This window comes from Streptomyces sp. GS7 (genome assembly GCF_009834125.1).
Classification (GTDB): Bacteria; Actinomycetota; Actinomycetes; order Streptomycetales; family Streptomycetaceae; genus Streptomyces.
The window spans coordinates 720,351-740,606 of record NZ_CP047146.1 but is presented as its reverse complement, the minus strand read 5'-3'; the positions used below and the strand labels follow the sequence as shown (position 1 = coordinate 740,606).

Genomic DNA, 20,256 nt, shown 5'->3' with positions numbered 1-20,256 from the left:
ACGGCGTGGACCGCCGGGTACCACCGCGCACCGTCGCGTCATCGCATCACCGTGGTCGCACCCTCGCGGCCGCGTCATCGCACCATCGCGCCCCGGCGCAGCACCCGCACCATCGGGCAGCACCGGCACCACCGTCCCCGGCCTGTTCGGGAGCCGCGGCAAGAGAGCGGGGTGGCGGGCCGAGCCGTTCGGACGACGGCCGGTCCGCCACCCCGTGCGCATGTCCGCTCGCCTACTGTGGTCAATTGACTGCGCGGCGTCCACATGAAGTGGCAGTCTGCTCAAGAGGAAATGACAGCAGTACGGACCCGGAGGTGCACGTCCCGTGGCGTCCAACGTCAATCCCACCGTCAGGCGACGCCGCTTGGGCCAGGAGCTGCGCAGGCTCCGGGAGGCCAAGGGCCTGACGGCGGAGGAGGTGGCCGAGCGGCTGCTGGTCTCCCAGTCGAAGATCAGTCGGCTGGAGAACGGCCGCCGCAGCATCAGCCAGCGCGATGTCCGCGACCTGTGCGGGGTCTACGAGGTCGAGGACCACCGGATAGTGGATTCGCTGATGCAGATGGCGAAGGACTCCCGGCAGCAGGGCTGGTGGCACGCGTTCGGCGACATCCCGTACAGCGTCTACATCGGCCTGGAGACCGAGGCGGCGTCGCTGCGGACGTACGAGTCGTTGCTGGTGCCCGGACTGCTCCAGACCCCCGGTTATGCCGAGGCGGTCATTCCCGGCGCGGTCCCGGAGCTGGCGCCGGACGACCTGGAGAAGCGCATCCAGGTGCGGATGCGGCGTCAGGAGCGGGTCAACGACACGGACCGCCCGCTGCGGCTGTGGGTGGTGCTGGACGAGAGCGCGCTGCGGCGGGTGGTCGGCAGCCACCTGGTCATGCGCGAGCAACTGGAGCAGCTCGTCGAGGTGAGCAGGCTTCCGCATGTGACGGTGCAGGTGCTGCCGTACGAAACCGGTGCGCACGCCGGGATGTCGGGGACGTTCTCGATCCTGGAATTCGACGACGCCGCCGATTCGAGTGTGGTCTACATCGAGGGTGTCACCAGCGATCTCTATCTGGAGAAAACCAACGATGTGCACAAATACACCATCATGTACGAGCATCTGCGGGCACAGGCGTTGAGTGCGGACGCCAGCCGGGAGTTCATCGCGGAGGCGGCGAAAAGGCATGCGGATGCGATGAGTTGAGGACGAGGGAGCAGGTCCGGACAGTCCCGGGAACGCGGAATGTTGAATTCCGCCGAAAGGGACCGCACGGTACACCCGGGCTGCCATCCGTGAAAAGCGATCACGGAATATGCCATTCGGACGGGTGAACGGCCTCTGCGGCTCGTGATGTTGGCGCGTAGCGTCGGTCTCACCGAATCCGCGGTAACTCAGAGTAAGTTGGAGTGAAAATGGCCGTTCAGCCCAATTCCGCGTTCTCCTGGACCAAGTCCTCGTACTCCGGCGGCAACGGCGCCTGCGTGGAGATCGCCGTACCGACCACCGCGGCGATCGCGGTGCGTGACTCCAAGGACCCCGAGGGTCCGCGTCTCACGTTCGGCAACGCCTCCTGGGGCAGCTTCGTGTCGGACGTCGCCGGTCACGCGTTCGACCTGTCCTGATCTGAGCCGTCACCGACCACAGTCCGTGTGACCTCACCGCAGACACGAGCCCTCTCGACTGGATCGCCGTCCCGGCCGAGGGGGTTCGGCCATGTCCGCACACGAAACGCGATCTCCGCTTCCGGCCAACGGAGTTCGGCCACAGGGGCAGCCGGGTGCCGACGCCCTCGACCTGCCGAACGTACGCCATCCGGTCCGCGGGCAGCGGGGTCGACCGGAAGACGGTGACCAGCGCCGACGGCGAGCCCGCCAGGCGGCGCGGAAGGCGGCGGGAGCGCAGCCACTCCAGGACTTCGGCGCCCGCTCGGGCACAGGTGTAGTTGACGTAGCGTCAGAAAGGGAGAGGGGCGACGGGGTGGGGAGTCCGGTGGCGGGAAGGTTCCGGTGGCGGGAGGGGGCAGGAGCGCGGTCGACGGCAGACGTGCGAGTGAGGGTGGACAGTGGGTGGGGACAGGCGCGCGGGCGAGGGCCCAGCATGCGGGCAGCACTGCACAGCGGCCGGAAATCGGCATAGTCTTCATGCCCTCTGCAGCTAACGACGGTTAACGCAGATCACGAGCGATTGGAGCTGCCATGCCGGACTCGCCCCTGGACCGCACCGCCCCCGTTCCCGAGCTGGCCGCGCGCGCGGCGCGGACCGGCAGCTCGCCCGTACGCGACATCCTGGCACTCACCTCCCGCCCCGAGGTCATCTCGTTCGCCGGCGGACTACCCGCACCCGAACTCTTCGACGCCGAGGGGATAGCCACCGCGTTCCGGCAGGTGCTGACCGAGGCGCCGCGGCGCGCCCTCCAGTACTCACCCAGCGAAGGCGACCCCGATCTGCGGGCGGCCGTCGCGGCGCGCAGCACCACCCGCGGACTGCCCACCGCCCCGGACGACCTGCTGATCACCACCGGCTCCCAGCAGGGGCTGACGCTGCTGGCCACGGCGCTGCTGGAGCCGGGCGACGTGGTGCTCGTCGAGGACCCCTGCTATCTGGCGGCACTCCAGATCTTCTCGCTCGCGGGCGCCCGGGTGGTGCCGGTGCCGACCGACGACGAGGGCATCGACCCGGCCGCGCTGGACGAGATCGCCGCCCGCGAGAAGCCCCGACTGCTCTATATCGTCCCGACGTTCCAGAACCCGACCGGCCGTACCCTGTCCGCCGAGCGCCGGGCCGCGGTCGCGGAGGTCGCCGCCCGGCGCGGACTGTGGATCGCCGAGGACGACCCGTACGGGGAGCTGCGCTTCGAGGGCGAGCCGCAGCCGTGGATCGCGTCCTTCCCTGGGGCCGAGGACCGCACCGCGCTGCTGGGCTCGTTCTCCAAGGTGATGGCGCCCGGACTGCGGCTGGGCACGTTGCGGGCGCCGGCCGTGCTGCGCCGCGCCTGCGTGATCGCCAAGCAGGCCGCCGACCTGCACACCTCGACCGTCGACCAGGCCGCCGCGGCACGGTACTTGGCCGTCGCCGACCTGGACGCCCACCTGGTGCGGGTCCGCGGCGCCTACCGCGAGCGGCGCAACGCGCTGGTGGACGGCCTGGCCGGGGCGCTCCCCGAGGGCTCGCGGTGGAACCGTCCGGCGGGCGGGATGTTCGTGTGGGCGACGCTGCCGGCGGGGTACGACGCGACCGCGCTGCTGCCGAAGGTGGTGCGGCACGACGTGGCGTACGTTCCGGGGGCGCCGTTCTTCGCGGGCCGGCCGGACCCCGCGGCGATGCGGTTGTCGTTCGTGACGCACCCGCCGGAGGAGATCGCGGAGGGCCTGGTCCGGCTGCGGAAGGCACTGACGGAGGCGCACGCCGAGGGGTGAGCGGACCACACGGACCGCACGGGCCGGTGAAGAACCCTGGCCTTCCTCGCCCTACGGCTCTACCCTGGCGCCCCACGAGCATTACTGACGGTACGTCAGATCCGACCCCTGCGCGTCATGCCCCATGCGCGTCATGCCCCATGCAGGTCATGCCCCCCTACGGGTCATGTCGGGTCATGGCGACCGGGACCGGCGGGAGGCCGCATGCTGCTGCGCGACAGGACGGTCATCATCTCCGGCGTCGGCACCGGACTCGGCCACCAGGTCGCGGCGGCCTGCGCACGCGACGGGGCGCGCGTCGTCCTGGGCGCGCGCACGGAGGAGAATCTCGCCTCCTCGGCGGCGCGGATCGACCCTTCGGGCGAGCGGACGGCCTGGCGGGCCACGGACATCACCGACGAGATACAGTGCACGGCACTGGCCGAGCTGGCCGTGGAGCGGTTCGGCGGGATCGACGCGGTGATCCATGTCGCCGCGCTGGACGCGCACTTCGGCGGACTTCGGGACGCCGACTTCGACACCTGGCAGCAGGTCGTGGACGTCAACCTCTTCGGCACACTGCGGATGACGCGCGCCTGCCTGCCCTCGATGACGGCGCGCGGCGGGGGCTCGGTGGTGATGATCGGGACCCAGTCGTCGGTCGCCGCACCCTCACAGGTGCGGCAGGCGGCCTATGCGGCGTCCAAGGGCGGGCTGGTCTCGGCGATGTACTCGCTGGCGCGCGAGCTGGGACCGGACCGGATACGGGTCAACACCGTGCAGCCCGGCTGGATGTGGGGCCCGCCGGTGGAGGCGTACGTACGGTTCACGGCGCAGGCCGAAGGCGTACCGGAGTCCGAGGTGCTGGAGCGGCTCGCCGGGCGCATGGCGTTGCCGGATCTGGCCACGGACACGGACGTGGCGGACGCGGCGGTCTTCCTGGCCTCGGACCGGGCGCGGGCCATCACGGGGCAGTCGCTGCTGGTGAACGCCGGGGAGCTGATGCGGTAGCACCGCGAGCGCCGCGCCATCGGCAGCGGCCGGAGCGACCCCATCCCGCCACGAGCGCCGCGCGGCCGTACGGGCACCCGCCCGTACGGCCGTTCCGCGTGCCGGACGAGGAAGAGGGAGGGGAAGGGGGAGGGGGAGGGGGAGGGGAAGGGGGAGGGGAGGAGCGGCGCCGCATCCACTCCATACGTTCACTTTGCTGACCACTGTTCATACCCATGACCGCCAACACCCTTGACCCGCACGCTCGTAGAACGGTTCAATCCCCGGAGTTCCCTGCTTCCGAGCGGGTACTCGGCACCGCAGGACCGCGTCACGGCGTAGTGATTCCGCATCCGGAGCGTTCACAGGGCGGACCCCTGGAGGGGGCATGAACAGTCTCGACCGGGCCGTGCTCATCGGCTACTTCGGCGTGATGATCGCGATCGGCGCATGGTCGCACCGGCGGGTGGACGACGTCGGCGACTTCTTCACCGCCGGCGGCAGGATGCCGTGGTGGCTCTCCGGCATCTCGCACCACATGTCCGGCTACAGCGCGGTGATGTTCACCGGCTACGCGGGCATCGCCTACCAGTACGGCATCGCCTCCTACGTGACCTGGGCCTTCCCCATCGCCGTCGGAATCGCCATCGGGGCCCGGCTGTTCGCGGGGCGGCTCAACCGGCTGCGGTCCCGCCTCGGGGTCGCCTCGCCGCTGGAGTACCTCAAGAACCGCTACAACCTGCCGACGCAGCAGGCGCTCGCCTGGTCGGGCGTACTGCTGAAGGTCGTGGACGTGGGCGCCAAGTGGGCGGCTATCGCCACCCTGTTGTCCGTGTTCACCGGCCTCTCCCTCGACCAGGGCATCCTCCTCACGGGCGTGATCACCGGTATCTACTGCACGGTCGGCGGGCTGTGGGCGGACGCCCTGACCGAACTGGGGCAGTTCGTCATCCAACTGGTGGCCGGGATCGCGATGCTGGTGACGGTGCTCGGCGAACTGGGCGGCTTCGGCGGGCTGTGGACGGTCTGGGACCGGTTGCCGGACGGGCACACCCGGCCGACCGCCGGCCCGTACACCCTGGCCTTCCTGCTCGCCTATCTCTTCATCAAGACCTTCGAGTACAGCGGCGGGATGTGGAACCAGGCACAGCGCTACATGGCCACCCGCGACGCCCGGGAAGCCCGCCGCTCGGCGCTGCTGTCGGCGGCGCTGTGGCTGGTCTGGCCGGTGGTCCTCTTCTTCCCGATGTGGGCCGCGCCGCTGCTCGTCACCGCGCGGAGGCCGGACGCCTCGGACTCGTACGCGCTGCTGACCGAACGGCTGCTGCCGCACGGCCTGTTGGGGCTGGTCGTCGTCGGCTTCTTCTCCCACACGATGGCGATGTGCTCCTCGGACGCCAACGCCGTCTCCGCCGTTTTCACCCGGGACATCGCGCCGGCGCTGTCGGCACGGGCCCGGGACTGGTCCCACCGGACGGGGCTGGTGGCCGCCCGGCTGTCGACGGTGGGCTTCCTCGCGCTGTCGATGGCGATCGCGACCCAGGTCGACTCGCCCACGTTCAAGGACATCATCACCGTCGTCATCAAGTGGGTCGCCGGGCTGGTCGGGCCGATCTCGATCCCGTTCCTGCTGGGCACGCTGCCGGCCTTCCGCCGGTCGGGGCCGACGGCCGCGCTGGTGTCCTGGGCGGCCGGGCTGTTCGCGTTCTGGCTGACCAACTACGGCATCGACGGCGTCCAGTTGCAGGTGCAGATCGTGGCACCGGTGGCGACATCGCTGCTGCTGTTCGCGGCGATCGGCCTGGTCAGGCCGGAGGCCACCCCGGAGCGGGATGCGGTACTGGCGCGGATCAATGAGGGGGGAGCGGGGGGCTTTTAGGGCAGCCCTGCGCAGGCTCGGGCAGCCCTGGGCGCCGGCGTTGAGGGTCAGGCGCGCGGGTAGCGGGCGAGCCAGCCCGGTGACGAGCCCGCGGGGCCGTGCAACGCGGGGCCCTGGGTCATCTCCAGGGCGAAGTCGTCGGCGAGCTGCAAGATCGTGTCCCGTCCCTCCAGTTCGACCAGCCACACGGGCGGCAGGGCGGTCTCGCCGTGCAGGGTGCCCAGCAGGTTGCCGCAGATGGCGCCGGTCGAATCGCTGTCGCCACCGTGGTTGACGGCGAGCAGCAGCCCGTGCCGGACGTCCTCGGCGACCAGCGCGCAGTACACCCCGATGGCCAGCGCCTCCTCGGCGGTCCAGCCCTCGCCCAGCGACTCCACCCGGGCGGCCGTCGGCATGCCCTGCCGTACGGCGCCGAGCGCACGCTTGAGGGCGTCGGTGGTCTCCTCGTGGTCGGGCCGGGTGGCCAGATGCGCCAGTGCCTTCTGGACGGCGCCGTCCAGGTCCTCACCGCGGGCCAGGGAATGGCTGATCACCGCGAACGCGCCGGCCGCCAGATAGCCGGTGGGGTGGCCGTGGGTCTGCGCCGCGCACTCGACCGCGAGTTGGAAGACCAACTGCGGCTCCCAGCCGACCAGCAGGCCGAACGGCGCGGAGCGCATCACCGCGCCGCACCCCTTGGAGTCCGGGTTCTTCGGCTTGTCGAGGGTGCCCATGACATCGTCGCCAAGGCCGCTGAGGCAGGCCCGGCCGGGGGCCCGGCGGGAGTAGAGCCACTCCTCGCGGGCCAGCCAGCCGTCTTCCTCCTTGCGCTCGTCGGGGCCCCAGTCGTGCTGGGTGGCCGCCCAGCGGAGGTAGGCGCGGTGGACGTCGGTGGGCGGGTGCCAGGCCCCGGTGTCGCGGCGGACCTGCGCGCGTATCAGGCCGTCCACGGTGAACAGGGTCATCTGGGTGTCGTCGGTGACCGCACCGCGCCGCCCGAAGGCGGGCACGAAGTCGGTCACACCCTCCTGGCCGTGCGCCTCGCGGATCGCGTCGAGCGCGTCGAATTCGATGCCCGCGCCGAGCGCATCGCCGATGGCACCGCCCAGCAGACAGCCGCGCACCCGGCTACGGAAGTCCTGCTGTTCGGCGCGGCCCCAGATAGCGGTGTTGCCTGCCGCTGCGCTCATGCCGAAACCTCGCTGCGCTCGGCCTCGCACACGCGCGGCGCGCACCTTTCCAGGGCTCGCTCACTGCGCTCGCTCACTGCGCCCTCCCGACGCTCACAAGGTCCCGGGGCCTTGCCGGCGCCCCTGGCGCAGCACTGTAATCGACCGGGAATGATCGAATGCGAGCCAGGTTCGCATTGTGAGCAGTCACTCCCCGAGCGGCTTTCGACCTGCTCTTTTCGCATTTGGCACGTCGTTCCTTTCGCCTCCTTCACCTCCTCCACAGTCTTCACACCGTTCACACTTACGCGACCTTCACAGGCCTCACCACCCTCACGGTCTTGGCAGCCCTCACAGTCTTCGCAGGCTTCGCGGTCTTCGCAGGCTTCGCGGTCTTCCCAGCCTTCGCGGTCTTCGCAGGCTTCGCGGTCTTCCCAGCCTTCGCAATTCGTCAGGAGGATCCGTATGACTCCGCCCGCGACCCCACCTCTGCGCCCGACCGCGACACCGAGTACAGACCCGGCCACGCGGAGCTTTCAGTGACGATTCCTCGGATCCGGCCGCACCGCCGTTCCCCTCCGAACGGAGGCCGCGCCCAGCGGCGGCCTTGAACACCGCCGTGGCCACGCCAGTGCAGCCCGACGCGTTCCGCAGGGCACACCAGACCGCTGGCGAGCTCCACCTTCCCGGGCCGGTGACCTGCTTGATTCCCCACCTGGTCACGCACGCTCGGGCGACGCATCTCCAGTGAGAGCGGCACAGCGCTGTGGGACGTCCGGAACGCCTGTGGCCATATCTGGGCCAGCGCCACGGTCGGCTCCTCTCGACCGTACAGGCAGAACCGGAACTCGACCGTCCGGGCGGACCCGGATCTCGACCGCCCAGGCGGACCCGGAGCCGGCCCGCCTGCAGTCCGCACGCCGGGCGGTCCCCTGGAAGACCTGGACAAGATCTGCGCGGCGTTGGACTGCACTGTCACCGGCTCACGGGCTCACCGGCTCACCGGCCTATGCAGACCGAGCCGGAGTCGTATCTCGTCTCCCGCGAGCAGAGCGAACGCCGGGTGGCCGGTGCTCGGCACGATCACGGCCGCGCTGTCCGGCCAGTACGGGAAACGTCCGTGGACTGCGCCGGCCGCCGCCCAACTGAGCGTCAGACGAGATGCATTGGCGCCGGCTGGTATTCCGCTTCGCCCCCTCCGAGCTGCCCGTTCCCCGTTGGCATCCCTGGTCGCCGGAGCCGCGATCCACTACGCCCGCGCCGCCCACCCCGAGCGCTTCGCCATCGACCCGACCCAGGCGTGAGCCCTACTGACGCCGCTGGCCAAGGACGCAGAACTCGTTGCCTTCGGGGTCCGCCAGTACAACCCACGATTGCTCACCCTGGCCGATATCAACACGCTGTGCGCCATGAGCCACCAGACGAGCCACCTCGGCGTCCTGGTCGTCAGGCCTGAAGTCGAGATGCAGCGGGCTCTTGGCCTTCTTGCTCTCATCAAGCCGGACGAAGTCCAACCCCGGCAGGCGATCCGGCTCCGGGCGGATCTCGAACTCCTCATCAGAGGAGTGGACCACAACCCAACCAAGGGCCGTAGCCCACCACTGCCCCAGAGCTACCGGATCTTTCGAGTGAACAACTACCTGTTCCCATTCCAAGGCCATCTGCCGACCCCAAACCTGCCAGGGCTTCGAACAACAGGCACTCAGACCTCCCTCATCGGACTGAACCCGAGCGCCATTCCCCTCACGAAGCCGCCGCCACCCGCAGGTTCGACACACTCTGGCGTTCAGATTCCGCGAAACCGCCGGTTCCGGGAGAGGACGCCTGCTGCACCCTCCGCGGATCCTGAAGGGGCGCCGATCCGCCAACTGGGCTGAATCCGCTGGGGGCTCCCCCCCCCGGCCCCACCCCACCCCACCCCACCCATCCCTCACCCCTCGTCCACCCCACACCAACCCCTCGTCCCTCGCCCCTCCGTTCGATGATGGCGGCGCCCTCCGTTGGGCATGCTCTCCCCATGTCCGAGTACGAGTGGGATCGCACCACCATGGCCGTCGTCGCCTCTGCGCTCTCCGGCGACAGCGACGGTGCGGTGGAACTCCTCCGGCCACTCCCGCAACGCGACGTCTGCCATGTCGCGGTGCGGCTGGCCGCCATGGCAGCCGACGCCCTGATCGTCGCTGCCCAGGATGCAGGTGGCGACCGCGAGGAAGCACTGTCGCAGTGGCAGCAGTGCATCCTGCAGCACGAGGCGGAGTACGAAGGAGAGTGACCGACCCGCAGGCGCACTCCGGGACGGCGGACCGAGCCGGTCCGACCTGACCGACGGACGATCCGCACCACACTCGCTCCGGTCGACCAGAGCCGGGGCACCCCGGTCGCCCACACCCCGCACCGACCTGATCAGCCGCGATCCGATCAGTCCCACCCATCAGGAATGCGCCAACCTGGTCCGCCGGAACGGCACGGTCTCGGCCAATCATGGCCACGCCAACTCGACGAGTCGGGGTACGTCAACCAACCGCTCGCGACAGCCCCGGCACCGGCCCTGTTCTGCCCCTGCCCCCGTCCCCCCTTCAGGTACGCGATCGCCCCATCCAGTGCCGACCCGACAAGCGCCGACCCAACAGAGGCTGTCCCGTCAGGGGCTGGCCCAACAGGTGCGCGATGCCCTGCCTGTCAGGCCCGCGACGCCCTCCCCCGAGGGCCGCCTCACCCTCTCCCTCTCGACCGGTCGCAGCCACATCACTCACTCCGGCCGGGATCCGGATCGGGATCGGAAGCAGGAACGGGAACGGGAACAGGGCCCGGTGCGGCGGTGGTCGCCCGCATCCGGCGTATCAGCCCGCCCCGTATCGCCTCCAACCGGTCGGTGTCCACGCCTTCCAGCTCCATGAGATCGCGCACCCCCATTTCGGTCTCCGCTAGGGCCTCCCAGGGCCCCTCACCCGCCAGCAACTCTGCCGAAACGGCCTGTGCGCCTGCCCAGTCGCCCAACGCACACCGGCTGACGACGGCCACCACCGCTGTCCCCATCAGCCCGTTCCCACCTACCTCAGCCCGCGGCACCTCCGCCCGCAGTTGCTCCCAGACGGACGCGGCTGCCTCCACCCCGCCCTTCCGTCCGACGATCAGTGCATCCTCGTAGCGGACGAGCAGTCCGACGACCGCGAGGTCCGCGGCGTCCCCCGCTGCCGTCGCCGGGGTCAGCGCAGGGGTCGGCGCGGGGGGCGGCGCGGGGGGCGGCGCGGGGTCTCCTGGCGCTCCGGATGCCTTGGATATCGCGGGTGTTGAGCGCGGACCTGCCGCTGTACGTCGCTCCTCGTCGACCAACCCGCGGGCAGCCTCGACCGCCTCCCGTGCCTCATCGAGGCGCCCCGCCCGACGCAAGCACCCCGCTCTGAGCACCAACAGCGCAGCAGCGACAGGCTCGGGGACGCCGGTCGAGGAGGGAGCAGGGAAAGGGCTGGAAGAGGAAGGGCCGAAGGTGGCCGGGTTCGTCCTCGCACTCGTGCCCGCTGTCTGCTCCGCTTCCGGTGCGGGGGGACCCGCACCCGCACCTGTAGTCCGCTCCGCGCCCGGTGTACGGCGACCCGTACCCGCATCAAGCGTCACCGGCTCCTCCGTGGCTACTTGACCCGTCCCGTGGAGGACCTGGTCGATGTCGGCCAGGGCTCGGCGCTCATCGCCCCACAGGACGTGGGCCTTGGCTCGCTGGGCGACCGTGGGGGCGGGGTCGGCGCCAAGTGCCAGGGCCCGGCCGAAGTCCGCGAGTGCCTGGGCGTACTGGCCCAGCCGGCGGCGCACTTCACCGCGTACTGCCCATACCCGGGCATCGTCCGAGCGGATCTCCAGCGAACGGTCCAGGGCGGCCAGTGCCTCCTCATGGCGTCCCAGGAGGCGCAGGATGCCGCCTCGTGCCATGTGGGCCCCGGCATACGCCGGGTCGATGGCGAGGGCCCGGTCGACGTCCGCCAGTGCTTGCGCACAGCGGCCCACGCCGAGGAGGGTGTTGCAGCGTTCGGCCCAGATCCACGGGTCGTTCGGCTGGAGTTCGGCGGCGCGGCCGAGGGCGGAGAGTGCGTCGTCGTAGCGGCCCATGGCGCGCAGGGTGATGCCGCGCCGGGCGTACGCCCAGACGTAGCCCGGATTGACTGCGAGGGCGCGGTCGAACTCGGCCAGGGCCTGCTCGTGCTGCCCCATGGCGCGGTAGACGGCTCCTCGTTCGGCCATCGCCCAGGAGTACTGCGCGTTGATCTCGATGGCGTGTGCCAGACCGGCGAGCGCTTCCTCATGGCGGCCGAGGCGGCGGAGGCAGACGGCGCGGCTGGCGATGGTGAAGGCGTGCCGTGGATCGATCTCCAGGGCTCGGTCGAAGTGGGGCATGGCCGCTTCGAAGCGGCCCATGAGGCGGTATGCCTCGCCGAGTTGGGAGAGCGCCTCCAGGGAATCCGGGGCGATTTCCAGTGCGCGGGTGTAGTCCTCGGCGGCCCGCTCGAAGGAGCGCAGATAGCGGTGGGTCAGGCCACGCCCGATCAGCGCGGGGACGCTGTCGGGCGTCAGCTGCAGGCAGCGGTCGAAGTCGGTGAACGCCTGCTCCCAGGATTCGGCCTGCCGGTGCTCGCGCCCCCTGATCCGACGGATACGGGCCTGCTCGGCCGCTTCTGCCCCAGGGCGTGCGAGCAGCGCGGTCAGAAGGTCGGCCAGTCCCCCGCCACGGTCGCCGTCACCGTCTGAGGCACCGATCGCGGTGAACAGCCGGGCGCCCCACTCCTCCGCCTCCGTTGCGCCGGCGTCCTCGCCCGCCTGCCGGATGTTCTCCGCCACGCGGCGAACCACGGCCGGCGCGTACTCGGCAGCGTCCAGCACATCGCCCAGCGCCTCGGGCAGGGCGGACTGCGGATCCGCGCACAGGGAGTGGTACATCTCCCTTAGTCGCCATTCCCGTTGCCGCTCGTCGCCCCAGAGATCGACGGGGGTGGTGGCAGCGGCGGCGTGGGTGATCGGGGGTGTGTCGGCGGAAGCACGCGGGCCCGTGTCGTCCCGGGCCGCCCGTTCCGTACGCCGACGTCGGGCCGCCCCGGCGAGATTGCGGTGGCGCGCCGTCCAGGTCCGTGGCGATCTGCGGCGCTGGAGACGCAGCATCGCCGTGCGCACCACCTCGTGGTACTGCCAGTGCCCGGCGCGGTCGGCCACGAAGGGCAGCCCGCACAGCCAGCCGAACTGTTCGGCGGCGGGTGCGTCCACCGCGGTCCGGAAGATGTCCTCGTCCAGGTGGCGCGGCAGGGCTGCGGCCAGTGCCGCTTCCCGGCGGACCGGGTCCGACTCCCACTTCAGGAAGCGTTCGACGGCCGTGTCACTGGGGTCGTCGACGGCCTCGGCGGCCTGCGGGCGGTGCTCGGCGAGGGTGGAGACCAGCACGGGCAGCCCCCCGGACAGCCGCAGGATCATCTCGATCACACGCTCGTCCACGATGCCCCGGGTCGCCAGGAACTGCCGCGCCTCGTCGATGGTGAACGCGTCCAGCGGGAGGTCCGCCACGCAGTCCAGACAGTCGGCCCAGCAGCGACGGTCCAGCGTGGTCTGCCCGGCGAGGGTCACCACGACATTGGGCGCCAGCGGGCCGTACCGGTCGCTGACCAGGACGTCGCGCAGCCAGGTGTCGAGCAGCGGGCCGGTCCGTTCGTAGGTGTCGAAGAAGAGGGCCAGCCAGGGCACTTCGTCGGCGACGGCGCTCATCTCGCGGACGAACACCGGTGTCAGGACCTGGAGCGGCGACAGCACCAGCCGTACGTCGTCGTGGTTGCGCAGCCGGGCGCCGATCAGTCCGCGCAACCGCTCCGCGCCGCGGGCCACCTGGCCGGGGTCCAGCGCCCCCGTGACGGCGCCGACGCCGGGCAGCAGGCCGAGACCTGCCAGTCCGGCCTGCGCGGCGATCATGCTGCCGGGCGACGGGGCTGCGCCTTGCGGGTCCCCCGGGTCGGCCGTTCCGTCCGCGGCAGCCGCCGACTCGGCTTCGTGGCGCCGCTCCCGGTAGGTGGCGATGAGCTTGTCGAAGACCTTCAACGGTCGTCCCTGAGCGGCGAGTTGGTCGCTGACCGCCGCCATCGCCTCGGGGGCGCCGTGCACCGCCTCGTCGACGTACGCGGTCAGCGCGCCGTGTTCGCGCGCGATCTCCTCCAGCTGCCGGACCAGGGACGTCTTTCCGACGCCCGCCTGGCCGTGCACATGGAACAGGAACTGGTGCGCCGGGTCCTCCACGACGCGTTGGAAGTTGTCGCGGAAGGCGGCGAGTTCACCGTGCCGCCCGACGAAGCCCTCCCTGCGCCGGAGCCTGATCAGCTCCTGCCGCGACATTCTGCTGCGGTCCACCGTTTCCACCCCCGTGCGTCGGCGTTCTGCCGGCCGGCTCCTCCGGCCTTGTTTCCGCAGACTAACCGCCGACGAGGCCGCGCATCCGGGCCTGTGGATAACCTCCGGCAACTCGTCGCCCAGGCCGGTGGATTACGCAGCACGGCGCACGGCGCACTGGCCTGTGGACAGCCGTGGGGACGGCCCAGGCCCGGGCCCGACAGCTGCCGTCAACCGCCGCCTGTGCCGGCGGGCCGCCCACACGTCCCGGGCCGCCCGCCTCCAGTTCGTCCGCCTCGCCCCGTTCCTGCGCCCCTGAGCCCCCTGCGGCTCCTCCGGCTCCTCCGGCTCCTCCGGCTCCTGCCTAGTCCACCACCGGGAGCAGTTCCGGCAGGTGGCCGTCCGAGGCGAGGGCAGCGGCCTGGCGTTCGGCGGGGACCTGGGCGTAGGTCGTGGTGCGGGGGCGGGCCGGGCGGCCGGCCAGTTCGGCGATGGCCACCAGGTCCTGGATGGAGCGGTACGAGCCGTAACTCGATCCGGCCATACGGGAGATGGTTTCCTCCATCAGGGTGCCGCCGAGGTCGTTGGCTCCGGAGCGGAGCATTTCGGCGGCGCCCTCGGTGCCCAGCTTGACCCAGCTGGTCTGGATGTTGGTGATGTGGGGGTGGAGCAGGATCCGGGCCATGGCCGTCACCGCGCGGTTGTCGCGGGTGGTGGGGCCGGGGCGGGCGATACCGGCGAGGTAGACGGGGGCGTTGGTGTGGATGAAGGGGAGGGTGACGAACTCCGTGAAGCCGCCGGTCTCCTGCTGCATCCGGGCCAGCAGACGGAGGTGGCCGAGCCAGTGGCGGGGCTGGTCCACGTGGCCGTACATCATCGTCGAGGACGAGCGGATGCCCAGCTCGTGGGCGGTCTTGATGACCTCGACCCAGGTGGCGGTGGGGAGTTTGCCCTTGGTGAGGACCCAGCGGACCTCGTCGTCCAGGATTTCGGCGGCGGTGCCGGGGATGGTGTCCAGGCCGGCGGCCTTGGCCTCGCTCAGCCACTCCCGGATGGACAGGCCGGTGCGTGTGGCGCCGTTGACGACCTCCATCGGGGAGAAGGCGTGCACATGCATGCCGGGGACGCGTTCCTTGACGGCGCGGGCGATATCGAAGTATGCCGTGCCGGGCAGGTCGGGGTGGATCCCACCCTGCATGCAGACCTCCACCGCGCCCACGTCCCACGCCTGTTGGGCGCGGTCGGCGACCTGGGAGAGGGAGAGGGTGTAGGCGTCGGCGTCCGTGCGGCGCTGGGCGAAGGCGCAGAACCGGCAGCCGGTGTAGCAGACGTTGGTGAAGTTGATGTTCCTGGTGACGATGTAGGTGACGGCATCGCCCACGGTGGCACGGCGCAGGTCGTCGGCGATACGGCACAGCGCGTCCAGGGCGGGGCCGTCGGCGTGCAGGAGGGCGAGCGCCTCGGCGTCGGTGAGCTTCGTCGGGTCGTCGGCGGCCTGGGACAGGGCCTGGCGGACGTCCGCGTCGAGGCGGGAGGGCACCATTCCGGGGGCGGCGGCCTCGCGCAGCGCCTCCCAGTCGCCGTACACCTCGTCGAAGTCGTCCCGGCGGTCGGCCGTCCGCCCCTCGGTGTCGATGGTGCGGTGCAGGTCCGTGCGCCCCGAGGACACGAACCCCTCGTCGGGCTCCTGCCAGGGATGGCCCTCCACCACGGCGTCCTCGCGGGCCAGGCCCGTCTCCGGGTCGGCCAGGGCGCGGACGTGCGGCTGCAGGCGGGGGTCGAGCCAGGGCTCGCCGCGCTGGACGAACTCCGGGTAGACGGCGAGACGTTCGCGCAGCCGGAAGCCGGCGGTGGCGGACTGCTCGGCCAAGGTGTCGATCTGGGGCCAGGGGCGCTCGGGGTTGACGTGGTCGGGGGTGAGCGGGGAGACGCCGCCCCAGTCGTCGATGCCGGCCCCGATGAGCCGCACGTATTCGTCGTCGACCAGGTTGGGCGGCGCCTGGAGGCAGGCCGAGGGGCCCATGATGTGGCGGGCGACGGCCACGGTGGCGACCAGTTCGTCCAGTTCGGCGTCGGGCATTCCGCGCATCGCCGTGTCCGGCTTGGCGCGGAAGTTCTGCATGATCAGTTCCTGGATGCCGTGGTACGCCCGGGAGATGCGGCGCAGCGCGAACAGCGACTCGGCGCGCTCCTCGTAGGTCTCCCCGATACCGATCAGCAGGCCGCTGGTGAACGGCACGGAGCTGCGCCCGGCGTCCTCCAGGACGCGCAGCCGCACGGCGGGCTCCTTGTCGGGGGAACCGTGGTGCGGACCGCCGGGCTCGCTCCACAGGCGCTCGGCGGTGGTCTCCAGCATCATGCCCATCGAGGGGGCGACGGGCTTGAGGCGCTGGAAGTCCGTCCAGGACATCACGCCGGGGTTGAGGTGCGGCAGCAGCCCGGTCTCCTCCAGGATGCGGATCGCTATCGCCCGTACGTAGGCGATGGTGTCGTCGTACCCCTCGGCCTCCAGCCATTCGCGCGCCTCGGGCCAGCGCTCCTCGGGCTTGTCCCCAAGCGTGATCAGCGCTTCCTTGCAGCCCAGTTCGGCGCCGCGGCGGGCGATGGCCAGCACCTCGTCGGGCGACATGAACATGCCGTGACCGGCCCGGCGGAGCTTGCCGGGGACGGTGGCAAAGGTGCAGTAGTGGCACTTGTCGCGACACAGCCGGGTCAGCGGGATGAAGACGCTCTTGGAGTACGTGATGACACCGGGGCGACCGGCGGCCTCCAGGCCGGCGTCGCGCACCCGGGCCGCCGAGGCGCACAGGTCCGCCAGGTCGTCCCCGCGCGCCTGGAGGAGCACGGCCGCTTCGGTGACGTCCAGTGCCACACCGTCCCGGGCGCGCTTGAGCGCACGGCGCATGGCGTTGGCCGTCGGCCGCGCCTGTTGGCCGGGCCGCGCGGCCGGTTCGGCTTCGGTGCCTCGGTCGGATGCCTGGTCAGGTCCCTGGGCGCTGGAAGTCATGCCCCTGAGCATACGAGCGACCACCGACATCGCGGCCGCCGGATATGAGGGGATCGGTGTGCCACTGATCACTCCAAACGGAGGTTGTCTCCGGACGAAACGGGGCAGCCGACGTCCCAGGGGAACGCGGGTTGGGGCCCGGTGGCCCGGCGCGAGCCGGGGCACCCGGGACGTACCTGGCGGGATCAGAGATCGATCAGAAGTCGATCAGTGGTCGGCCAGAACTCGGCCAAAGGCTGGCCAGAGATCGGCCAGAGGTCGGCCAGAGAGGATCAGAGGCTGTTCAGGAGCTCGTCGGAGTAGGTCCGGGTCAGGAACTCCATGTTGTGACCGTCAGGGTCGTTGATGTAAACGCCTCGGCCGCCGTCATGGTGGTTGATCTCCTGCGGCTTGGTGTGGAGAGGGTCGGCCCAGTACGCCAGCTCGCGCTCCTGTATGCGCGCCATGATTCCGTCGAACTCGTCCTCCGTCACCAGGAACGCATAGTGGGTGGGGACGAACTCCCTGCCACCGGCGACATGCTCGGCGTAATCGAGGGCCACCCCGTTGTCCAGCTTGAGGGCGGCGAACGGGCCGAACGCCTTGGGTTCGGGAGCGTCCAGAAGTCCGGCGAGGAAGCGAGCGGAGGCGAAGCGGTCGGTGCTGTGCACGATCGTGTGGTCGAGGCGAGGCATGGGGACTCCTTGATCTGCGTGGACTTCGTTGATCCGTATGGACTTCGATCTTCGAGTGCGAACTTCTGCGATCTTCGAGTGCCTTCACCTACGACGCTACGCCCGGCGGGAGCGGTCCGGATCGGTCTGCGGTACCGGCCCGCAGGGCAGTGCCGTACACCGATGGTCCTAGGGCTCCGCCGCGCCTCCGGGCGGGCCGCCCCGTCCGCCGCGGCCCCCTCGCCGGTACCCTGCCGCCCCTCTCGCCGGTACGGCAGGCAGCCCCGCTTCGAGACCGCGGGGCGGGGCCTCACAGGTACTGCGCGAAGTCGTCCAGCGTCCGCAGAACCTCGGCCTCGCCGGCCGGCGGGAGCTGGAGCACGACTTCCCTCAGACCGAGTTCCTGATAGTGCGCCAGCTTCCCGGGGGTGGGGCGGACCGCGTACGGGACCACCACCGGCTCGCCCGGGCGCCCGGCGTGCTCCCAGACACGCCGCAGCGCCGGAATGGCCTCACCCAGCCCCCGCCCCCCGATGGGCAGCCAGCCGTCCCCGTATGCCGCGATGTGCCCGAACAGCTTGGGGCCGGCCGCGCCGCCAAGAAGGGTGCGCGGCGCGCCGTTCGCCGGCTTGGGGTAGGCGAGGGACGCCCGTACGGAGCCGAACTCTCCCTTGTAGGAGGTTGGTTCGTCGGCCCACAGGGCGCGCATCAGGGCCACCCGGTCACGGGTCAGCTCGCGCCGGGTCGACCACTCCACCCCGTGGTCGGCGGCCTCCTCGACGTTCCAGCCGTAGCCGATACCGAAGGTGAAGCGGCCTCCGGAGAGGTGGTCCAGGGTCGCGATCTGCTTGGCGAGCGCGACCGGATCGTGCTGGGCGACGAGGGTGATGCCGGTACCCAGACCGAGCCGCTCGGTGACGGCGGCGGCCTGGCCGAGGGCGATGAACGGGTCGAGGGTGCGGCCGTACTCGCGCGGCAGCGGCTCCCCCATGGGCGCGGGGGTCTCCCGGGCCGCCGGGATGTGGGTGTGCTCGGGGAGATACAGCCCCCCGAAACCGCGCTGTTCCAGCTCGCGGGCCAGCCGGTCCGGCCGGATCGTCTCGTCGGTCAGGAAGATCGTGGTCGCGATCCGCATGCTGGGCGCACCTCCGCGTCAGGCGTGTGGGTGACCGCATGTTGCCTCACCGTCCGCGAGTTATCCACAGGGCTTTCCGCGCGTGTCACACGCGCGTACAACAGTTTTCACAGGGCGAAATGAAAGGGCCGCGACGAGACGGCACACCAACGACCGCACGGGGGGCGGAGATGGAACGACGCGAGGTACTGAGACTTTCGGCAGCCGCCGGCGCGGCGGGCGCGATGACGCTCGGCCGGGTGAGCTTCGCCGAGGCCGCACCGGCCGCCGGGCGATCCGGAGGCGCCGGGCGATCCGGAGACGGGCCGGCCATGCAGACCCGTACGGTCTCCGGGCATCTGCCGACCGGCGCACCCGATTTCGTCTACCTACCGGTCGAAGTGCCGCACGGCGTCAGGGAGATCACCGTCTCCTACCACTACGACAAACCCACCGTCCCCGACGGCACCGCCGGCAACGCCTGCGACATCGGCATCTTCGACGAGCGCGGCACAGGACTGGGCGGCGCCGGCTTCCGCGGCTGGTCGGGCGGGGCGCGTACGGAGTTCTTCCTGCGCGCCGACGACGCCACCCCCGGCTACCTCCCCGGCCCGGTCAACCCCGGCACCTGGCATATCGCCCTCAGCCCGTACACGGTCGCACCGCAGGGTCTCGCCTACGAGGTCACCATCACCCTGCGCCACGGCCCCCAGGGGAAGACCCCGACCCCGGTCTATCCGCCCGAGCGCGCCCGGGGCCGCGGTCGCGCATGGTATCGGGGAGACAACCATCTGCACTCGGTCTACTCCGACGGCAAGCGCACGCCCGCCCGGATCGCGGAGCTGGCTCGCGCCGCCGGGCTGGACTTCATCACCACCTCCGAGCACAACACCACGGCCAGCCACCGCGCCTGGGAAGGGCTGTGGGGCGATGACCTGCTGATCCTGACCGGTGAGGAGGTCACCACCCGCAATGGGCACGTGGTGGCGATGGGCACCGATCCCGGCGCCTTCATCGACTGGCGCTACCGGGCCCGGGACAACGCGTTCGGCAAGTACGCCCGCGCCATCCACCGGGCCGGCGGCCTGGTGATCCCGGCGCATCCGCACGCCACCTGCATCGGCTGCAACTGGAAGTTCGGCCTGAACGAGGCCGACGCGGTCGAGGTGTGGAACGGCCCCTACGGTCCCGATGACGAGATCACCCTCGCCGAATGGGACAACACCCTGGTCGCGCACGCCCGTGGCCGCGCCGACTGGCTGCCGGCCGTGGGGCACAGCGACGCCCACCGCGATCCGGACGTCGTCGGCCTCCCGCAGACCGTCGTCCTGGCCGACGACCTCTCACGCCGCGCCCTCCAGGACGGCATCCGGGCGGGCCGCGTCTGGATCGCCGAATCCGCCCGGATCGACCTGTCGTTCGGCGTCACCGGTGAACGCGGCGAACACGCCGGGATAGGCGAACGCCTGGCGGTGCCCCGTACGACGAAGGTCACCGCCCAGCTGAAGGTCTCCGGCGCGCCGGGCTGCACGGTCTCCTTCGTCACCGACCAGGGGAGGCTGTATTCCACCCCGCTGCCGCCCTCCGGCAACGGCACCGTCAGCTGGCAGAGCACGCCCGACTACGCCGCCTACATACGTGCCGAGGTTCGCCACCCGTCCACGGCGGCGGAACTGCCGGGGCCGATGGCCGCCCTGTCGAACCCCGTGTTTCTTGGGCGGAGTTGACGG

The 20,256-nt window shown here is 70.9% G+C and carries 13 protein-coding genes and 1 pseudogene; 7 read left to right on the top strand and 7 right to left on the bottom strand.

Annotation, left to right across the window (positions count from 1 at the left end; translation table 11 throughout):
* Positions 1-325: 325 nt before the first annotated feature.
* Together GR130_RS03070 and GR130_RS03065 are read left to right on the top strand one after the other, a co-directional pair.
* The gene (locus GR130_RS03070; RefSeq protein ID WP_159503271.1) at positions 326-1,192 is read left to right on the top strand and encodes a helix-turn-helix domain-containing protein; all 867 of its coding nucleotides are present in this window, start codon (positions 326-328) and stop codon (positions 1,190-1,192) included.
* Between the two features lie 209 nt (positions 1,193-1,401).
* Complete coding sequence (locus GR130_RS03065; protein WP_159503270.1) at positions 1,402-1,611, top strand: DUF397 domain-containing protein; 210 nt, start codon at positions 1,402-1,404, stop codon at positions 1,609-1,611.
* Here GR130_RS03065 and GR130_RS41750 read toward each other — a convergent pair.
* Positions 1,541-1,909 (bottom strand): annotated as a pseudogene (locus GR130_RS41750) (hypothetical protein); the annotation flags it as partial. The gene GR130_RS03065 and the pseudogene GR130_RS41750 sit on opposite strands and share 71 nt — an antisense overlap.
* A 275-nt stretch (positions 1,910-2,184) precedes the next feature.
* Here GR130_RS41750 and GR130_RS03060 point away from each other — a divergent pair.
* The 3 genes from GR130_RS03060 (at position 2,185) to GR130_RS03050 (ending at position 6,253) form a co-directional block, all read left to right on the top strand.
* A complete protein-coding gene (locus tag GR130_RS03060; RefSeq protein ID WP_159503269.1) occupies positions 2,185-3,405 on the top strand; it encodes an aminotransferase-like domain-containing protein in 1,221 nt (406 codons plus the stop codon).
* Positions 3,406-3,609: 204 nt separating this feature from the next.
* Positions 3,610-4,395, top strand: coding sequence for an SDR family oxidoreductase (locus GR130_RS03055; protein WP_159503268.1), 786 nt, complete (start codon positions 3,610-3,612; stop codon positions 4,393-4,395).
* A gap of 367 nt (positions 4,396-4,762) precedes the next feature.
* A complete protein-coding gene (locus tag GR130_RS03050; protein WP_159503267.1) occupies positions 4,763-6,253 on the top strand; it encodes a sodium:solute symporter family protein in 1,491 nt (496 codons plus the stop codon).
* Positions 6,254-6,300: 47 nt separating this feature from the next.
* Here GR130_RS03050 and GR130_RS03045 read toward each other — a convergent pair whose 3' ends face one another.
* Both GR130_RS03045 and GR130_RS03040 read right to left on the bottom strand, forming a co-directional pair.
* The gene (locus GR130_RS03045) at positions 6,301-7,422 is read right to left on the bottom strand and encodes an ADP-ribosylglycohydrolase family protein (protein WP_159503266.1); all 1,122 of its coding nucleotides are present in this window, start codon (positions 7,420-7,422) and stop codon (positions 6,301-6,303) included.
* 1,286 nt (positions 7,423-8,708) lie between these two features.
* Positions 8,709-9,062, bottom strand: a complete 354-nt coding sequence (locus tag GR130_RS03040; protein WP_159503265.1) for a VOC family protein — start codon at positions 9,060-9,062, stop codon at positions 8,709-8,711.
* Positions 9,063-9,418: 356 nt separating this feature from the next.
* Between GR130_RS03040 and GR130_RS03035 the strand changes: the two genes are divergently transcribed.
* The gene (locus GR130_RS03035; RefSeq protein WP_043264818.1) at positions 9,419-9,673 is read left to right on the top strand and encodes a hypothetical protein; all 255 of its coding nucleotides are present in this window, start codon (positions 9,419-9,421) and stop codon (positions 9,671-9,673) included.
* Positions 9,674-10,146: 473 nt separating this feature from the next.
* Here GR130_RS03035 and GR130_RS03030 read toward each other — a convergent pair whose 3' ends face one another.
* The 4 genes from GR130_RS03030 to GR130_RS03015 form a co-directional block, all read right to left on the bottom strand.
* Positions 10,147-13,773 (bottom strand): tetratricopeptide repeat protein, encoded by a 3,627-nt coding sequence (locus GR130_RS03030; RefSeq protein WP_159503264.1) that lies wholly within the window; start codon positions 13,771-13,773, stop codon positions 10,147-10,149.
* Between the two features lie 343 nt (positions 13,774-14,116).
* On the bottom strand, positions 14,117-16,657 hold the full coding sequence (locus GR130_RS03025) for a bifunctional FO biosynthesis protein CofGH (protein ID WP_236573898.1): 2,541 nt from the start codon (positions 16,655-16,657) through the stop codon (positions 14,117-14,119).
* A 374-nt stretch (positions 16,658-17,031) separates the two neighbouring features.
* Positions 17,032-17,433 carry a VOC family protein gene (locus tag GR130_RS03020; protein ID WP_159503262.1) on the bottom strand — a complete coding sequence of 134 codons (402 nt, stop codon included), beginning with the start codon at positions 17,431-17,433 and terminating at the stop codon, positions 17,032-17,034.
* A gap of 289 nt (positions 17,434-17,722) precedes the next feature.
* Positions 17,723-18,547, bottom strand: coding sequence for a TIGR03619 family F420-dependent LLM class oxidoreductase (locus tag GR130_RS03015; RefSeq protein ID WP_159503261.1), 825 nt, complete (start codon positions 18,545-18,547; stop codon positions 17,723-17,725).
* 170 nt (positions 18,548-18,717) lie between these two features.
* Here GR130_RS03015 and GR130_RS03010 point away from each other — a divergent pair, with 170 nt between their 5' ends.
* Positions 18,718-20,253 (top strand): CehA/McbA family metallohydrolase, encoded by a 1,536-nt coding sequence (locus GR130_RS03010; protein ID WP_201304781.1) that lies wholly within the window; start codon positions 18,718-18,720, stop codon positions 20,251-20,253.
* Positions 20,254-20,256: the final 3 nt, after the last annotated feature.